Raw genomic sequence first — 16,350 nt, forward strand, 5'->3', positions numbered from 1 at the left:
GCTTTATTTAGTTACCTACTACAAACCAAGCAGTACCATCAGATTGTAATAACCATGCTTGGTAAGGACTTGATGAAGCAATTGGAGTTGTAGCACCATCAATTGCACTTGCACTTGAAATGATAACTTCGTTTGTATTAGCTGTATTTGTAGCAACTAACTTCACGTAATAGCGTTTTCCTTTGTTATCGTCTGCTGCTGTTGGTAATGTAACTGTTACGCTACCTGCACTTGCATTAACTAAAATAGTTTCGTGAGTATCCGTTAATGATAAACTTGCCGCTGTTGTTACAATAGCGTTTGATGTATTTATTGCAGCTGTTTTTAAAACTCCGTTTGCATCAACCACTACCACGTTTTTCTGAGCACCTGTAAATGGTTGTAAACCTGCAATTGCTAAAGTTTCATTTGCAGTTGTTGTAATGGTTGTTGCTTCTGTTAATGCACCTCCTAATTTTACAAAATCATCAGCTGCATCAACTTTAACACCATTTTTAGCGTTTACATCTAAAGCTTTTGTTGTTGCGTTACGCACCAAACCTGCACCAGCTGTATCATCATTTAATTTTACTGCTTTTACTGCATCATTTTTAATATCAACTGTTAAATCTTGTAATAACGCTTTATTGTTAACATCTGAAATAACTAAATCGGTAGATGATAATTTTTTACCATCAGTAACATCTGTTGTTTTTAAAGTAGATGGTGTCCAAACGCCTGAAACTTCTTTTAGTACTTGACCTGTGCTTGGTACAGTAGGGCTAACAGCAACATTTTGAATTTTAACTACTTTATTGTTATTTGCTGGACCAGTTACATCGCCGTCTAAAGCAATTGCACCTGCATCAGCACTTATTTTGAACGTTTTAAAATCAGCTGTAGAGCCAGTTGGATCAATTGTTACCCCAGTTCCTGCTGTTACATCATACTTAATTTGTCCTGATTGAATTGTAGGTTTTAAATCTTGCGTATCAGCTACACCATTTACTGTTGATGTTAAAATAGTAGTATTTGCCGCAATAGACAAATCATTAGTATTAATAATTGGAGCTGTTTTATCTACACCATTAATTGTTGATTTCATAGTGTTTACGCTTGATGTTAAATCATGTGTAAGACCTTTGTCAACAATTTGTTTTGGCGTTGCTACTTTTACTTCGCCTGTAGTTTCATGCCCAACTGCAATTACTTGATTGTCCATATTAGGAACTTGAGACAATCCCTGAATCATTACTTTTTTACCATTAGTGTTTAAAGTTGTGTCTTCGGTTAAAGTACCTCCTAACTTAATAGTATTTCCAGTTTTTGTTAAACCGTTGGTTACTTCAATAATATCACCATAGCTAACCCATTTGGTTTTTAAAGTTCCGTTGTCATCATACGTTGCTAAAAACTGTTTATCTAGACCTGGAGTAATTTTAACTTTATAATCAGTTGTTGTACTTCCATTCGCATTTACTGTTGGTGTACCAATAACTGATAAGTTTTGACCATCTTGCGTAACGGTTGTATTGTTTTGGTATTGACTATCTAATAAAGGAATCCATTTAGTAAGATTAGTATTAAAATAGTAATATCCTGCATGTAATCCATTTGTTGTTGTTTCATTATATATTAATAATGAGTTAGCAGGACTTACAATAGTAGTAACATCAGTATCAGAAGTTAACGTGATACGTGGAATTAACAAACCTTTATTTGGTGATTTAATTTCTACTGCTGCTGATTTGTCTGGACGATTAGTACCAAAACCTTGCTGTGCTACTGCATTAGATGTTGCTAACATTGCAAATGCGAATCCGATAGTATATGTAATTTTTTTCATGATTGTTTCTATTAAATATTTTTGTTTTGTTTTTTTTGATTAAAATTTGTTTACGATTTTCCAATCAGTTCCATCGCTCATAAAATCCCAGCCTGAGTATGGTAACGAAGTGTATAAGTCGGTTTCACCATCAATGCTTCCTCCTGCTGACACCACATTTACGTAAGTTGAATTTCCATTGTCGCTTTTCTTAACAGTTAACTTTCTCCCTTTTTTACCTGCTGCAGTTGGCAATGTAATGGTAATATCGGCAGCGCTAGCTTTCCCTAAAACCACCACATCATCTGCTGTAATTGGATAATCAGTAGAAACTTCAACAATGTTATTTGCTGCCCAAGAATTTGTACTTAGTTCACCTGCTGCATTAATAAACACGGTTGGGTTTGTAGCTGCTTGTTTAACAACTCCTAAATTGGTACCATTAGCAGTAGCAACATCTACTTTATAATCGGTATTTTTACCTGTTGTTGTAGGCGTTACCGTTGTATTAGTACCGTTAGAAACACTTGTTGTTTTTTGAGTAGTTGTTATCGTACTGTCTAAATCGATACTTGAAGAAACGCCATTAACGTTTGATGTTAATGTAGAACCATTTACAGTTAAACTGTTTGTTTTAATAATAGTATCGCTATCCGTTTTTCCGTTTACAGTAACACTTACTTGATTGTTGTCTGTAGAAACATCAACATTGGTTACCTGATTTACAATTTGACCTACGCTTGCTACTCTTAAATTTCCAGTTGTATTTTCAACCATCATCATTTTAGCATTTTCAGATGTATCGGTTTGTTGTAGATCTTGAATAGCTAAATCATACGTTAAGGTATTAATTGCCGTGTTTTTTGTTAAATCACCACCTAAAACTACATGCTTATCTTCAACAGACAAACCATTTTTAGCTTTTAATACACCCGAAATATCAACTTGCTTAGTATTGTTTTCAGAATCGGTAATAGTGATATTATTGGTAGCTGGATCAAATGTTACATTAACAATTGTGGTATTCTTTGCTAACTGACTTAAGTCTATTTCAATATTATTACCATCAGAATCAACTAATTTCAACTTATTAGTAGTGCTATCTAATGTAAAATTTGTGTTTGTAGTATTTTTTGAATTTACAATGTAAGGTGTAGCAGCTGAACCATTACCTGTAATGGTAACGTTTGTACCTGCATTTACTTTAGTTGTATTTACCAAAGAAGACATGTTTGCTGTTAGGACATTATTAGCAGAATCAGTTAATTTTAAATCGTTATTAGCATCTAACACCAAACTAGTATTTGTAGTATTTGTATCTAACGCTGCTAAATCAACTGTATAAACGTCTCCATCAGTATCTGTAACTGTTAAAACAGTACCGTTTAAAACTATGGTACTATTTTTGGTATTTTTAAGTTTAAAAGTATGAATTACACTGTTTTCATCCACATAAGATAATGTGTTTGTTGTTGCATCATAATCTAACACAGTTAAAACATCAGAAGAAACATCGGTAGGTGTTAATAATCTACGCCATTCTCCTTCAAACCAATAATAATAACCAGGAGTAACACCTTCGCCATTTGTTTTGTTGTAAACTAAAAGCGATTCTACATTACCATTTTTAATGGTTGTAGCATCGGTTAGACTGGTTAGTGACACTCTTGGAATTAAGATACCTTTGTCTGAAGCAACTACATCTAACTGTGCAGATTTATCCGGATTTAAGGTTCCAATTCCAACTTGTGCGCTCGCCACCCACGTTCCCATAAGTAAAGCGACAGTTAATAGTTCTTTTTTCATAATTGTTGGAATTAATATTCAATATTTAAAAAATCTCGCAAAAAAATACGTGCGACTTTATAGTTCAAAATTGCCATAAAAAAAGGTTAAAAAAGTTTCATAAAATTGGCAATTTGTAGTTTCTAATAATTTGAAACACGCAATAAAACATTGATTATCAATGTATCTAATAATTTGAAACTGTTATAAAAACCTTAATTTATGCATACAAAAAAACATCCTATTGTGTAGGATGTTTTTGTTAATTTAATGTGCGTTGTTTGTATTCTAAAGGAGTGCAATTGTATACTTTATTAAAGGCTCTGTAAAAAGAAGTTTTAGAGTTAAAACCACTTTCATAAGCAATTTCAATAATATTTTGGCTTGAATTTTCTTTTAATATAAACTGCAGAGCAAACTCGCAACGTAAATAATTAATATAATCATTAAAATTAGTAGCGCAAACACTACTAAAAACCTGAGAAAGTGAATATTTAGGAACTTTTAATAAAGCACTTAACTTATCTAAATTTAATTCTGGATCTAGAAAAAGTTTTTCTTCTGAAATTCTTTGTATTTTTTTGGAAATCAATACAATATCCTCATCTTTCAGTTTTGAATTTTTGTATTTGTCTTTTTTAGTGGTATATTCTTTAAAAGAATCTATTAAAAAAATCTTTTCTTGAACAACCTCTTCTTTTTCAACATCTTGCACCTGTTCTTTGGTACTTTTATGATCTAAATAAACTATAGACTTTACAATAAATATTGTTAAAATAATGCTGATAAATACTAAATAGAAGACATTATTTATTTTGATATCAATGGCTGCAATTAATTGGTAAAAAAACAGCGCAATTTCGGCAACACTTAAAATAATTAAACTTTGAAAATACCACTTAGCATTTACTGTTGGGGCATTTTCTAATTTTGTAACCGTAATGTATTTTACAATACATCTTCCTAATAAAACAAGTAACGAAATTTGATAAATAAAAAAGTATATTTTTGCATCATTGACTATTTCTACCTGAAAAACAACAACATACAAAATAAAAAGGAACATTAAAATACTATACGAAAAATAATCTTTTGGTACTTTTAGTACTGTTACTTTTATAAGTGCTTGGTAAAAAACGGCAATATAAAAAACGTTAAAAGGTATTAGATAATAAATTTCGGATTGTAAATGATAATACCTGGTGCAAAGCAAAATAGTTAGCTGTAATGCTAACACACTAATAAAAGCAATTGCTTTTGCTTTTTCTAAATAATAAAAACTGTACTTAGCATTAAAAAAATAGCTAAGGCTTGCTAATGTAAAGGCTACAAGTAAGCAAGCAAATTCAACATCGGTAACCATAACTTGGTTTTTATGAATGACTTAACTTAAATCTGGAAGGTGTTTGTCCTTCAAATTTTTTAAAATATTTATTAAAAGTTGATTTTGAATAAAAACCACACTCTAAACTTAAAGTTTCTAATGTAAAACGGTTATCAGCTAAAATCATTTCTTTAGCATACGTAACACGATGATAAGCAATAAATTGATAAAAATTTTGACCTGCTACTTTATTCAGTGCCAATGAAATATCTTTACGACATATCTTCAAATCTTTCTCTAACTGATCAATTGTATACGCAGAATTTAAGTAACACTTTGTATCCTCAAACTGCTTGTATATTGACGCCAATATATTTTCTAATTTTTTATCTGTTTCATTACAAAATACCACCTCATCTTGCGTTTCGCTGAAAATTTGCCCAAACACTTGATTGTCTTTACTTTGAATTTTATAATGAACAAATAACAACAATAATAATATGGTTACTAATGCAGCTGTAAAGCTTAACACAAATAACGAAGCAACATATTGATTTACAACTACAAGAAACAAAGTGGTTACAGATAACAATAAAATATTCAGTGGTAAATATTCCATTTCTATCATTACATGCCACTTTACAATCAAAGTACGTACTACAACTGCAACCAAAATTACTAATGCAATAGCGTGAAACGTAGCATTTAACACCGTTAAAGCATATAGTGCCGTAACAATACCACACATCATTAAAGAGTTCTTAGTAAAAAATACATTTCTTAATGTACTGTTTACTAAAAGCGATAATAATAAGATTAGTATAAAACCATAGTTTAATAACTGTATGTAAATTGTTTCCATAGTTTTTGTGTTTAAAGTTATACTTCAAAATTCACCAAAAAAAAGGTTACATTTTAGGTAGAAATTACCCAATTTTTTAAAACAGGTATAATTACCTAATTGCCTGAAAAATTTTCAGCAAACAATTTTCTAAAAAAATCAAGACATAATTGCTTGAAAAAAAATAATGTAAAACCATTCATTCCTATTAAAGGCAATCTTAATCATAGCAAAAAGACCATCCTCAAACTGTGTAAAATTTCCTCAGTTTTCAAAGATAAGTCTTTTTTATTAAGTATGAATACTTTGAGTAGTGATTGGAACAAAAAAAAACAGTGACAACACTGTTTTTTTTATCAATTTAAAGGAAGCTCATCTAACGTGACAATCTGTTTTTGCAGGGCAAATACAATTAAACCTGCTACATTGCGTACGCCAATTTTAGCAAATAAATTATTTTTATGACCTTCAACAGTACGTTGTGTAATAAAAAGTTCTTCTCCTATTTCTTTTGCCGTTTTTTGCTGGCATAGTAGTTTAATAATTTGTTTTTCCCTATCGGTTAATAATTCTTCCGATTCTATTACTGGTTTGGGTACTTTGGCTGCTATTTGGTCTCTTAAAATTTCCATTTGTTCGGTATTGAAATAAAAACCTGTTTTTTGTACATGCTTTACAATATCTAACAATTCAAAAGGTGAAATTCCTTTTGGTACAAAACCAGAAACACCTTCTTTTAGCATAAAACCAATAGAATTATCTTGGTAATGCGATGAAATTACAATGACTTTTAACTCGGGATTTTTAACCTTTACTTGCTTTAAAACCTCTAAACCATCTACCGTTTTCATTTTTAAATCAAGCAATAAAACATCAATTTTTTCTACATCTTTTTGATCTAAATATTTATACAATTGATATCCATCCGTAGCATCAAACACTACCTTAACGTCTTGATCTTGATTGAAAAAACTTTTTAATAAAGTTACAATCAAATAATCATCATCTAAAATTGCTAATCTTATTTTTTCCATTTTCTATAACAAAAATAAAACGGGTACCTTTTTCTAACTGACTAATGTATTTGTATTTTGCATGCAAAGTATCGGCACGCAACGCAATATTCTGCAACCCAATACCTTTGGTACTGTTTTTACTATTAAAACCTATACCGTTGTCATTAACATTTAAAATTATGTATTTTTTTGTAATACGCAATGAAAAATTGATATTGGATGCTTTGGCGTGTTTATAGATATTATTTACCAATTCTTGCAATATACGCACCATTTGTAGCTTGGTATTTTTATCAACTTCAATATTACTGCGAATGTCTAAACGCGTTTTAATGTTGTAAAAACTTTCCCAACTTTTTAAAATGGTTAGTAAAACGTTTTCTAAACTTTTTTCTTCGTATAAAGGAGGCGATAATTCATGAGAGATACGTCTAGATTCTGTAATAGCATTTCCTAACAATTGATCCATTTCTTCGGTTTGCGTACCAATAGCCGCTTTTAATCGAATAATGGTTAATTTAGAAATGATGTTATCATGCAAATCGGCAGCAATACGTACCCGCTCATTTTCTTGCGCATCTAAACTAACTTTTAATAAAGTACGCTGGTATTCTAATTTTATACGATGCTCTTCTTCTTTGGCACGTACTATTTTTTTGTACGATAAGTAAAACACACTAATTAAGGTACCAATAAGTAGTACCATTACACCAATAATAATGATAATCCATATTAGAAAAGTATCCGGATCTTGCCATTTTTCCATATTAAGTGTGTTAAGTAACGTGTGAGTGAAATTTTATTTTTTAAGGACGCTTTTTTGTTTTTTGTATACAATAAATGCCAATGCAAAATAATACAATATGTGCAATACAGCATAACTACAATAAAACAAAGCAAAGCTTTTATCGCTATATTTTTGATTTATGATGAAATTCATAATAACGGTATAAATTAAATGAACCGCAAAATAAGCTAAAAATACCATGTTGAGCATTTGATTGGTAATGCTAAATTTTTTGGTACCTTGTAATTGTTTTAATAAATTAACTACTAGCAAACAAACCAATAAAGTATTAGCTGTTATTTGCGCATACGCCATATAATTTAGAACACCGTTTACACGATACGTAAACAAATCATACACCAAAAACAAACCGCTTGCCCCTATTAACAACCAAGCCATTTTGCTTTTTAACCAATACTTGTTTATTATATAACCTATGAACACAAGCTCCCCTAAACGGTACATAATTCTTAAAGAAATGGAATGAAATTCATTAATAAAACCAATTTCTAAAAGATACTGAATGAGCCTAGACAAGACATCAAAAAAACAACTAAACCAAAGATAAAAAACTACTATTCTTAATTCTTTATCAGCACTAATACTTGATTTTTTAATAAAATATAAAAAATAAATTAAAAGTAAACCAGAGTTGATATAAGCAAAGATTTGAAACAAAAAATAATAGTCTTTCATATTTTACAATAAATCTAAAATATAATATTTTTTTCTATCTATAAATGGAGGCTCGCCAATAATTGTATCAAAAAACAAATTACTTTGGCTTTTTAAAACCAAGTCGGCAGCTTTTAAACTAGGATTTAAACCATCTTTAAGTGCAAAGTTTGCTTTATACGTTTGTGGTAACAAATCATAGGTAGGAATAAAAAAGTTTTGGTAAATGCCTAAATCAGTTTGGGTAATATCATTTATCCATTCTATCTTTGTATTTAACCAAGTATCTATACGGCTTAAGGCATCTTCCTCAGTAATCTCTTGACTATTCATTAAACTTTCTTTACATTCCATCCAAAAGCAATGTTGCTCTAATTCATCAGATGGTGATTCCACATCATAATCTTCAGAAATAACAACAAAATACAACGCATTGTCTTTTATTGCGGGATAAGCATGTAAAGGCACTCCCACAGGAAACAAAGACATATCTAATTTAAATCCTTCTAAATTATTAAAAAAGCTTATCAATGCACCTGCATCTTTTCTAATGGCATTCCAATTTTGTAATGCTGTAATAATTTCGTTCATCTTTATCCGTTTTTAGTTCTTACAAATTACTACAAATTAACTTAAAAAACATTACGTATAAATACGTGTTTCACTCAACTAGGTATTTTTTCTTTAAGTATATGCTCTACTGCTTTTAAGAGCTGTTTTTAATTGAAAAACAAACAATAAAACAAGTACGTAAAAGATTACATCAAAAATAATTTTACTCATAAACAGTAAAAAAATATTATTTTGTTTGGTAGCCTGATTTACAAAGAAATTAAAACTTACCTCATACACCATTTGTACACATGAATAGCAGAAAAAAAGCAAACTTAATGGCAAATATTTAATGGTATTTATGTTTTTAGATATTAAACCATATAAAGTACTACAAATGGTCATTACTAATGCTGTAAAAAAACAGAATATTTCTGAATAGGAAATGTATTCTACTATAGTTTTGTCTCCTCTTTCAATAAAATCGTATACCAAATACACAATATTTACCAAGGTTAGCAGTATTAAAAAAGGTTTTGCTTTTTTAGGTTGAGGCAAGCAAAAAATAAACAAATAACTAAAACTAATAGTTGTAAGAAAAGAAGATATAAAAACAGTATAAGGTATTTCTGTTATACCTTCTGTTGGCGCATTAAATAACAAAATATGGTTGATGCCCCATAATACAAAAACGGTTGTTAAATAAATGGCAAGTCCTTTAAACAGTTTTACTTTGCTTGTTTTAAAATAATGTACACATAAAAAAACCGTAACTACTATAACAAAATACATGAAATAGGTTACCATTTTGTGTACATTGACTAAAAAGTACATTTGATCATCGCTCATTTTTGTACTTTTTGTCTGTTTTTAATTAAAAAAAGTTGATTTATAAAAGAAAAGTCGTTTTGTTGCATCTATTTTCACTTACAAGATGCTAAATTAAGTTTTTTTTAAGATGTTGACAACTATTTAATTAAGTGTATGATCATCAAAACTGCCGTGGTATTTTATGCGTAAACGTTGTAAAGCTTCTTCAACAACATCAATTTTTACGTTTAACACTAAAGCAATTTCTGCTTTTTGAAGTCCCATTTTATTTAAAATAACCATACGTAAATTATTTTCTGATAAATCGGGAAAATTGGCTAACAAATAATCGTAGTAATTATTTTCTTCTTTAATAAAGGTTTTCTTAAGTGCCAACCAATTGTTATCGCTCATACGTTGCTGATCAATCATATCTTTAATTAATTGAACGGCTACATTGGTTTGAGAAGTATTTTCTTGAATGTTTTTGAGTTCTTTTTCAAGCAATCTAATTTGTTGGTTCTGGTTTTTTAAATAGGTTTCGTATGCGTTTAAAGTTTGCTCAGAATCAATTAGTTTTTTATCGGCTAATAATTGATCTACTTTGTAATTTAAAATATGATTTTCACGCTGCGATAATTCTATTTTAAACTTGCGTTTTATAGATATCATTACCAATGTTACCACCAAAATAAGCACCAACATAAAACCGCCAATAATCCAATTTCTAAGATTTGCTTTTTCTAACTTTGCTTTTTCAATCTCTATTGTTCTATTAAATTCGCTTTTTTGGGTTTCCCAATTTGCTAAATTCACAGCTTCTTGCCCATCTTTATCTGCGATATCTTTTCCCAACGAATCAATTGCTCTACGAGCACTTAATTCTAAAGCAGTATCTTTTGTTTGCAAAGCAATTTCCAAATTTACTTGCGCAATTTGATATCCGTGACTTTTTAAATACCCTTTCTTAGTTACATAATCTAGTGCCAATTGCAAGGTATTCTTAGCTTGTGTAAACTGCTTGGTTTCTACAAAAATCTTACTCAACAAAATTTGCGCGTACATGATATTTCTCTCTGCATTTTCTGCTTCCGAAATAGCAATATCTTCTTGTAGTAAACTAATTGCTTTGTTATACTCTTTTTTATCTTTATAAATCAGTGCCAAATCACCTAAAGATTTTGCATAACGCACTTTATCATTGTTTTCTAAAGAAACAGCTTGGGTTTTTAAAAAATACTGCTCCGCTTCTTGTTTATTGTCCATTTTATAATAAGCAGATCCTATATTATTTAAAATAGCACCATACTCTGGTGTGTAAGAAGGTGTAAATTTCAAGGCTTTTTTTAAGTAAGCAATACTTTTCTCGTGCTCATTTAAACTTCCAAAAAAATAGGCGTTTTTCTTATACACTTCGCTCGCTTGTATGAGCTTGGTGTCATCGGCATTTTGCAACAATTGAGAAGTTCTAATAAAATAAGGCATCGCCTTTAAATATTCATTGTACGAGTAATAAAAATAACCTACTTCGGTGTTTACATAAATAATTAAACTGGTGTCTTCTAACTCATTTGCTTCATTTAACGCTTCTAAATACAAGGTTAAACTTTTATCATTGATAGCATCCAATGTTTGCGAATAAGCATGAGCCTGCAAAACTTTGTTTACTACATTTAATGATTTATTGTTTTTGGCTGAAGACGATTTTGTTGTTTTTTCGTAATTCTTGCGAATAGTAGCAGGCTTTGTAATTTCTTTATTTTGATTGATGAATGCATTTATTTCTTGCTTGTTTGACGCAGCAAATATTTGAATACAACTTAGCATTACTAAAGACAGCAAAGCTACTCTTTGATGCTTTTTAAAGCAAACCCCTATTTTCTCTACTAAATGCACTACTCTTTTGTTTATTTTATATAAAACTAGATAATAATTTAATCATTTAAGTAGGTAATTTTACTAATTAACACTTATAGGTAAAATTACCTAAGCATATCAATAAAAGCAAAACATTACTCCTTTAAAACAATCATTTTTACATTATAATATTTTGCTATTGCTTGATTAATAAAATGATTTTTATCCTTTTGAATATCATCAAATAATAACGTTTCAGGTGGATTATTTATTCGCGCTACTTTACAAACACTATTTGGTCCATTTTTACTTGCATAACTTGTTAAATATGCATCTCGTTCTAAAAATTGTTGCTTATATGAAACAGCTTTGCCTTTAAAAATATCAGAATACATTATACATACATTATTTTTAAATGTTTTATGAAAAAATGGTAAAATAAATAAAGCCGATAATCCAATACTTAAACATAAATAGCTGGTTTTTATTGATACCTTTTTTAACGTTTTTAATAACAAAATAGAAAAGACATATAAAAAAAGTAATGCAATAAAATAAACTAGATTTTCAACACGCACAGGATATTGCGCTTTTAAACTATATATACTTAAAAAAATACATGCAAATAAAAAGGCATTCATTACTAAAAAAACCTTTAAAGCAGTTACGCTTTTAGGCAAATATATTTTTACTTTAAAATAAGAATTCGCAAAAATAAACAACAGTAAAATCCATACAAAATATTTTAAATAAATTATAAAAAACCGCTTAAATGATAGTATTACAACATCGTAAAAAGATAAGTATCTAATAGAATCAATTACTTTAGCGCGTACTGCATTACCTGGTGCCAAAACAACAAACAAAGCAATAGCTATTGTTATAAGTGTTAAAATTGTATATGGATATGAAATTTTTCTATACTTAAGGTATTCTAAATAATGTAGAAAAAACAACCACAATAATATCGCTCCGATTAACAACTCATTACAACCTCCTATTAAAAAAATTAACAGAACCGCTATTATTCTATTTTTTATACTTGGCGATTTATTGTTTTTTAAAGTAACACCAATGAATATCAAAAAAAGAGAAGAAGGAACAAAATAAGTGATTACACTAGGAAACCAAAAGAAATTCTCACAAATACTTGGTAAAAACAAAACATAAACACTCATTAACAACGCCGAAAAGAACCACTTATTACTATTTGTTTTAGAAGTTACTTGAACAACATATACGATACTTAAATAGAAAAGCAATATACTTACCGCAGATAAAACACCGTAGTAATGTATAGACCCAAAATTTAAAAAAGTTAATGAAAGAACTGCAGTAGCAAGGTACCTAGAAGTCCAACTAAAATAAAAGGCTTTTTGTTTATCAAAAAAAGAAGATTCGTTATGCATAACTGCATAAGAAAAATCGTCAGCAGAAGGATAAACGAAATAACTTAAATAAAACAAAGGAGCGCTAATTATAATAATAAAAAGAATAATTGCAAATTTACTATTTAAAAAGTCCTTTATTTTTATCATACAAATTTAAAAAACAGTTATTTTTTTTGGTTTATTTGAGCTACTATTTGCTTAATTTCTTGTTCTTTCTTTTTAGGATAAATAAGCAACACATCGTCTTTATCTACAATAATGTAATCGTCTAAATCACCAATAACCACCATTTTGTTTGGGTTGGTTCTAATAATGTTATTTGAAGCATTTTCTACAAACAATTTTCCGTTAACCATTGCATTTTCATAGTTGTCTTTTGGTAATTTATCATACAAAGATCCCCAAGTTCCTAAATCGTTCCAATCAAAAGTAGCAGGCAATACAAAAACATTATCGGCTTTTTCCATTACCGCATAATCAATAGAGATGTTATCGGCTTTGCTGTAATTATCCGCAATAAACTGTTTCTCATCTGCCGTATTAAACGCATCTTTTCCTGCATGAAAAAGTTGATACATTTCGGGCTGATATTTCTCAAATGCTTGTAAAATAGCCTTTGTAGACCAAATAAAAATACCTGAATTCCATAAAAAATTTCGTGCTTGAATAAATTTCTTAGCTGTGTGGTAGTCTGGTTTTTCGCGAAACTGCTTTACCTTCTTTATAGGACGGGTATCTAACTTATCAAATTCAATATAACCATAACCTGTATTAGGAAAGGTTGGCAAAATACCCATAGTCATTAACGATTGATCGCGTTCGCAGATATCAAATGAACGCTGTACGTTAGAAATAAATTGTACTTCGTCTTCAATCCAATGATCGCTTGGTGCTACAATCATTACAGCATCTTTGTTTTGCTTCTGAATTTTCATTGAAGCATACAAAATACATGGTGCTGTGTTGCGCATATCAGGTTCTAAAACAATTTGCTCATCAGTAATCATGGGCAATTGTTGTTTTAGAATATCTTGATACTTATCATTGGTTAAAATAAGTATATTTTCTTTTGGAATTAACTGACTTAAACGCGTAAACGTTTTTTGTATTAATGTTTCACCTGTTCCTAACATATCGTGAAATTGTTTAGGAAACTCAGGTGTACTTACTGGCCAAAAGCGCGATCCTACACCGCCTGCCATAATTATTGCATAGTAATTTTTATTCATTTTTATTTTACATTCACCAATTCAACTTCTGCATTGGGCTTAAACAAATATACTTTATTGGTACTTATTTCCAAACATTCAAACAGTTTTACACGCAATTTTCCTTTTTTAAAAACACGCCCATCTTTCATTCTAAAAAAACTTCCTTGTGGAATTTCATCTACAAAAACATTTTGGTTGGGTGCATCAAACTTTTTCAGTGTCATTGCTAAAATAGCATCGGTATCACTACTTGCTGATGGATTTTTAAAATGATTTGCTACCACTGGCAACACTTCATTTGGAAAAATAGAAGGATTGATAAACGGTAACATCAACAACCGAAAAGTTTGCTTCCACTCTATTCCGTGCGGTTTTATATTTCGTCCAAATTTTTGAAAAGCAACCAAATGCGCAATTTCATGAATGGTTGTAATTAAGAATCGATACTTATTTAAATTAGCATTCACCGTAATGGCATGGCTACCATCTTGATTTTTTCTATAATCGCCATGACGTGTAGTACGTTCGTTTACTATTTTTAAATGCACCTGATGCGTTTTAATTAATTCGTAAACAATTGCAACCGCGTGTTCGGGAAGGTATTTAAATAAAATATCTTTCAATTTTTAAGGAGTTGATGAAGAAACTTGGATGATTTTTCCGTTAAAATACTTATTGCCATTTAAAGCAAAATCGGTAATATAAGTTGCCATTTCTTCTGGATTAATAGGCGCTTGATACCCAGGAAAAGCTTCTTCTAACATTTCTGTTTGTACTGCGCCTAAAGCCAAAACATTAAACGCAACACCTTGTTCTTTGTATTCTTCGGCCAACAACTCACTTAATGTAATTACAGCACCTTTACTTGAACTATAAGCTGCTAAACCAGGAAATTTTAAACTGCCTTGAATGCCACCCATACTGCTTATGGTAATTACATGACTATTTTTAGGCATTAAGGGTAAAACTGCTTGGTTTAAAGCCGCTACACCAAAAACGTTTACTTTATAAACATATTCAAATTCTGCAGTAGAAATTTCAGCAAAAGGCTTGTTTACAATAGCGCCGGCATTGTGAATTACAACATCTATTTTTTGAAAAGTATGTGCAATGTTTTTAGAAAAGTTGGCTACTTCTGTTGCATTAGATAAATCAACCGAGTAATAATAAATATTTTTGAATTTCTTAAAATCTGTATTTTCTTTACGGGAAATAGCAATTACATTATGACCTTGTGTTGCCAATTGCATAACCATTTCGGCACCAATACCACGACTTGTACCTGTTATAATGATGTTTTTCATTACTTTTTAACTTCTTGATTATTCATTTTAATTTCCTGAGTATCTGCATTGATCATTTTAGTTACTACAGGCAACATTTTATTGGCTAGTTTGGTCATAAACTGTGTATCCATTTCTTGAAACTCATCTTTTGGATGATGATAATAGTTGAAGTTAGAAAAATCGAACGCAGAAATAGTGTGCGAAGGAATACCAAATTGCTCGTAGAAAGGATAGTTATCAGATGCCTTAAAAAGATTGTATTTTTCTGCCATTTCTGATTTTCCTACTAAAGTACTTTCTGCATACTCATTAAGTTTTGTAGCCATATTAGAAAAATCGTACCCTGTAATAAACATATCATAATCATAATTCATTGGCACACCTAACATTTCAAAATTAAGTAAAGTGTATACGTTTACACCTTTCTCTTTTAACTTTTTTGCTAAATGATACGATCCTAATAAACCTTTTTCTTCTGCTGAAAAATACACAATTAAAACCGAACGTTTGTTTGTCTTAAAGGTGCCTAAGTATTTCGCAATTTCAGACAAAACGGTTGTTCCCGATGCATTATCATTGGCACCGTTATTAATTTTATCTTCTCCTTTAGCTTCAGGCGTAATACCAATATGATCGTAATGTGCACCTAAAATAACAACTTCATTTTTCAGCTTTTTATCATTTCCTTCAATATACCCTACCACATTGTAAGATATCGTTTTATAATTGGTCAAGGTATCTCGATACGATGAAAAATACGGCTTTATACCATTTTGTTTTAATTGATTTTCTAAGTAAACCGCCGCTTTTTCAATTCCTTTACTACCACTATCACGCCCTTCTAACTCGTCAGACGATAAATACTTCAATGTTTCAGCTACATTAGCTTCACTTACTTCGTAAACAGTTTCTAATTGAGGAGGAATAGGATCAATAACTTTTGAAGTTGTTTTACATCCAACCAACGCTAATAAGGCTAAGCCTAAAATTTTCTTCATTTCAAAAAGGTTT

At 30.1% G+C, this 16,350-nt stretch carries 15 protein-coding genes; all 15 read right to left on the reverse strand.

Features of this window, described 5'->3' with window-relative positions; genetic code table 11:
* Nucleotides 1-7: 7 nt before the first annotated feature.
* Nucleotides 8-1,825, reverse strand: coding sequence for a hypothetical protein (locus H1R17_RS02325; protein ID WP_163433131.1), 1,818 nt, complete (start codon nucleotides 1,823-1,825; stop codon nucleotides 8-10).
* A gap of 39 nt (nucleotides 1,826-1,864) precedes the next feature.
* Nucleotides 1,865-3,610, reverse strand: a complete 1,746-nt coding sequence (locus H1R17_RS02330; protein WP_163433132.1) for a hypothetical protein — start codon at nucleotides 3,608-3,610, stop codon at nucleotides 1,865-1,867.
* A 241-nt stretch (nucleotides 3,611-3,851) separates the two neighbouring features.
* Nucleotides 3,852-4,952 (reverse strand): helix-turn-helix domain-containing protein, encoded by a 1,101-nt coding sequence (locus H1R17_RS02335; RefSeq protein WP_163433133.1) that lies wholly within the window; start codon nucleotides 4,950-4,952, stop codon nucleotides 3,852-3,854.
* A gap of 10 nt (nucleotides 4,953-4,962) precedes the next feature.
* Complete coding sequence (locus H1R17_RS02340; protein ID WP_163433134.1) at nucleotides 4,963-5,775, reverse strand: AraC family transcriptional regulator; 813 nt, start codon at nucleotides 5,773-5,775, stop codon at nucleotides 4,963-4,965.
* A 335-nt stretch (nucleotides 5,776-6,110) separates the two neighbouring features.
* Nucleotides 6,111-6,788 (reverse strand): response regulator transcription factor, encoded by a 678-nt coding sequence (locus H1R17_RS02345; RefSeq protein ID WP_163433135.1) that lies wholly within the window; start codon nucleotides 6,786-6,788, stop codon nucleotides 6,111-6,113.
* On the reverse strand, nucleotides 6,757-7,536 hold the full coding sequence (locus tag H1R17_RS02350) for a sensor histidine kinase (RefSeq protein ID WP_163433136.1): 780 nt from the start codon (nucleotides 7,534-7,536) through the stop codon (nucleotides 6,757-6,759). Before H1R17_RS02350 ends, H1R17_RS02345 begins: the two co-directional genes overlap by 32 nt.
* Nucleotides 7,537-7,569: 33 nt before the next feature.
* Nucleotides 7,570-8,253: a hypothetical protein gene (locus tag H1R17_RS02355; RefSeq protein ID WP_163433137.1), complete on the reverse strand. Its 684-nt coding sequence runs from the start codon at nucleotides 8,251-8,253 to the stop codon at nucleotides 7,570-7,572.
* 3 nt (nucleotides 8,254-8,256) lie between these two features.
* Nucleotides 8,257-8,823: a hypothetical protein gene (locus H1R17_RS02360; protein WP_163433138.1), complete on the reverse strand. Its 567-nt coding sequence runs from the start codon at nucleotides 8,821-8,823 to the stop codon at nucleotides 8,257-8,259.
* 93 nt (nucleotides 8,824-8,916) lie between these two features.
* Nucleotides 8,917-9,633, reverse strand: a complete 717-nt coding sequence (locus tag H1R17_RS02365; RefSeq protein ID WP_163433139.1) for a hypothetical protein — start codon at nucleotides 9,631-9,633, stop codon at nucleotides 8,917-8,919.
* A 123-nt stretch (nucleotides 9,634-9,756) separates the two neighbouring features.
* Nucleotides 9,757-11,490: a tetratricopeptide repeat protein gene (locus H1R17_RS02370; RefSeq protein WP_163433140.1), complete on the reverse strand. Its 1,734-nt coding sequence runs from the start codon at nucleotides 11,488-11,490 to the stop codon at nucleotides 9,757-9,759.
* Between the two features lie 116 nt (nucleotides 11,491-11,606).
* Complete coding sequence (locus tag H1R17_RS02375; protein WP_163433141.1) at nucleotides 11,607-12,989, reverse strand: DUF6056 family protein; 1,383 nt, start codon at nucleotides 12,987-12,989, stop codon at nucleotides 11,607-11,609.
* Between the two features lie 17 nt (nucleotides 12,990-13,006).
* A complete protein-coding gene (locus H1R17_RS02380) occupies nucleotides 13,007-14,071 on the reverse strand; it encodes a mannose-1-phosphate guanylyltransferase (protein WP_163433142.1) in 1,065 nt (354 codons plus the stop codon).
* 2 nt (nucleotides 14,072-14,073) lie between these two features.
* Nucleotides 14,074-14,676, reverse strand: a complete 603-nt coding sequence (locus H1R17_RS02385) for a SprT-like domain-containing protein (RefSeq protein WP_163433143.1) — start codon at nucleotides 14,674-14,676, stop codon at nucleotides 14,074-14,076.
* A 3-nt stretch (nucleotides 14,677-14,679) separates the two neighbouring features.
* The gene (locus H1R17_RS02390; protein ID WP_163433144.1) at nucleotides 14,680-15,357 is read right to left on the reverse strand and encodes an SDR family oxidoreductase; all 678 of its coding nucleotides are present in this window, start codon (nucleotides 15,355-15,357) and stop codon (nucleotides 14,680-14,682) included.
* Nucleotides 15,357-16,337, reverse strand: a complete 981-nt coding sequence (locus H1R17_RS02395; protein WP_163433145.1) for a M28 family peptidase — start codon at nucleotides 16,335-16,337, stop codon at nucleotides 15,357-15,359. The genes H1R17_RS02390 and H1R17_RS02395 overlap by 1 nt, the downstream gene beginning before the upstream one ends.
* Nucleotides 16,338-16,350 lie beyond the last annotated feature (13 nt).

This window comes from Flavobacterium sp. xlx-214, from assembly GCF_013874595.1.
Classification (GTDB): Bacteria; Bacteroidota; Bacteroidia; order Flavobacteriales; family Flavobacteriaceae; genus Flavobacterium.

Excerpts from the sequence above, each read along its gene's own strand:
- H1R17_RS02325 (WP_163433131.1), bottom strand. The coding sequence starts at position 1,825 with ATGAAAAAAATTACATATACTATCGGATTCGCATTTGCAATGTTAGCA.
- H1R17_RS02330 (WP_163433132.1), bottom strand. The coding sequence starts at position 3,610 with ATGAAAAAAGAACTATTAACTGTCGCTTTACTTATGGGAACGTGGGTG.
- H1R17_RS02335 (WP_163433133.1), bottom strand. The coding sequence starts at position 4,952 with ATGGTTACCGATGTTGAATTTGCTTGCTTACTTGTAGCCTTTACATTA.
- H1R17_RS02340 (WP_163433134.1), bottom strand. The coding sequence starts at position 5,775 with ATGGAAACAATTTACATACAGTTATTAAACTATGGTTTTATACTAATC.
- H1R17_RS02345 (WP_163433135.1), bottom strand. The coding sequence starts at position 6,788 with ATGGAAAAAATAAGATTAGCAATTTTAGATGATGATTATTTGATTGTA.
- H1R17_RS02350 (WP_163433136.1), bottom strand. The coding sequence starts at position 7,536 with ATGGAAAAATGGCAAGATCCGGATACTTTTCTAATATGGATTATCATT.
- H1R17_RS02355 (WP_163433137.1), bottom strand. The coding sequence starts at position 8,253 with ATGAAAGACTATTATTTTTTGTTTCAAATCTTTGCTTATATCAACTCT.
- H1R17_RS02360 (WP_163433138.1), bottom strand. The coding sequence starts at position 8,823 with ATGAACGAAATTATTACAGCATTACAAAATTGGAATGCCATTAGAAAA.
- H1R17_RS02365 (WP_163433139.1), bottom strand. The coding sequence starts at position 9,633 with ATGAGCGATGATCAAATGTACTTTTTAGTCAATGTACACAAAATGGTA.
- H1R17_RS02375 (WP_163433141.1), bottom strand. The coding sequence starts at position 12,989 with ATGATAAAAATAAAGGACTTTTTAAATAGTAAATTTGCAATTATTCTT.
- H1R17_RS02380 (WP_163433142.1), bottom strand. The coding sequence starts at position 14,071 with ATGAATAAAAATTACTATGCAATAATTATGGCAGGCGGTGTAGGATCG.
- H1R17_RS02390 (WP_163433144.1), bottom strand. The coding sequence starts at position 15,357 with ATGAAAAACATCATTATAACAGGTACAAGTCGTGGTATTGGTGCCGAA.
- H1R17_RS02395 (WP_163433145.1), bottom strand. The coding sequence starts at position 16,337 with ATGAAGAAAATTTTAGGCTTAGCCTTATTAGCGTTGGTTGGATGTAAA.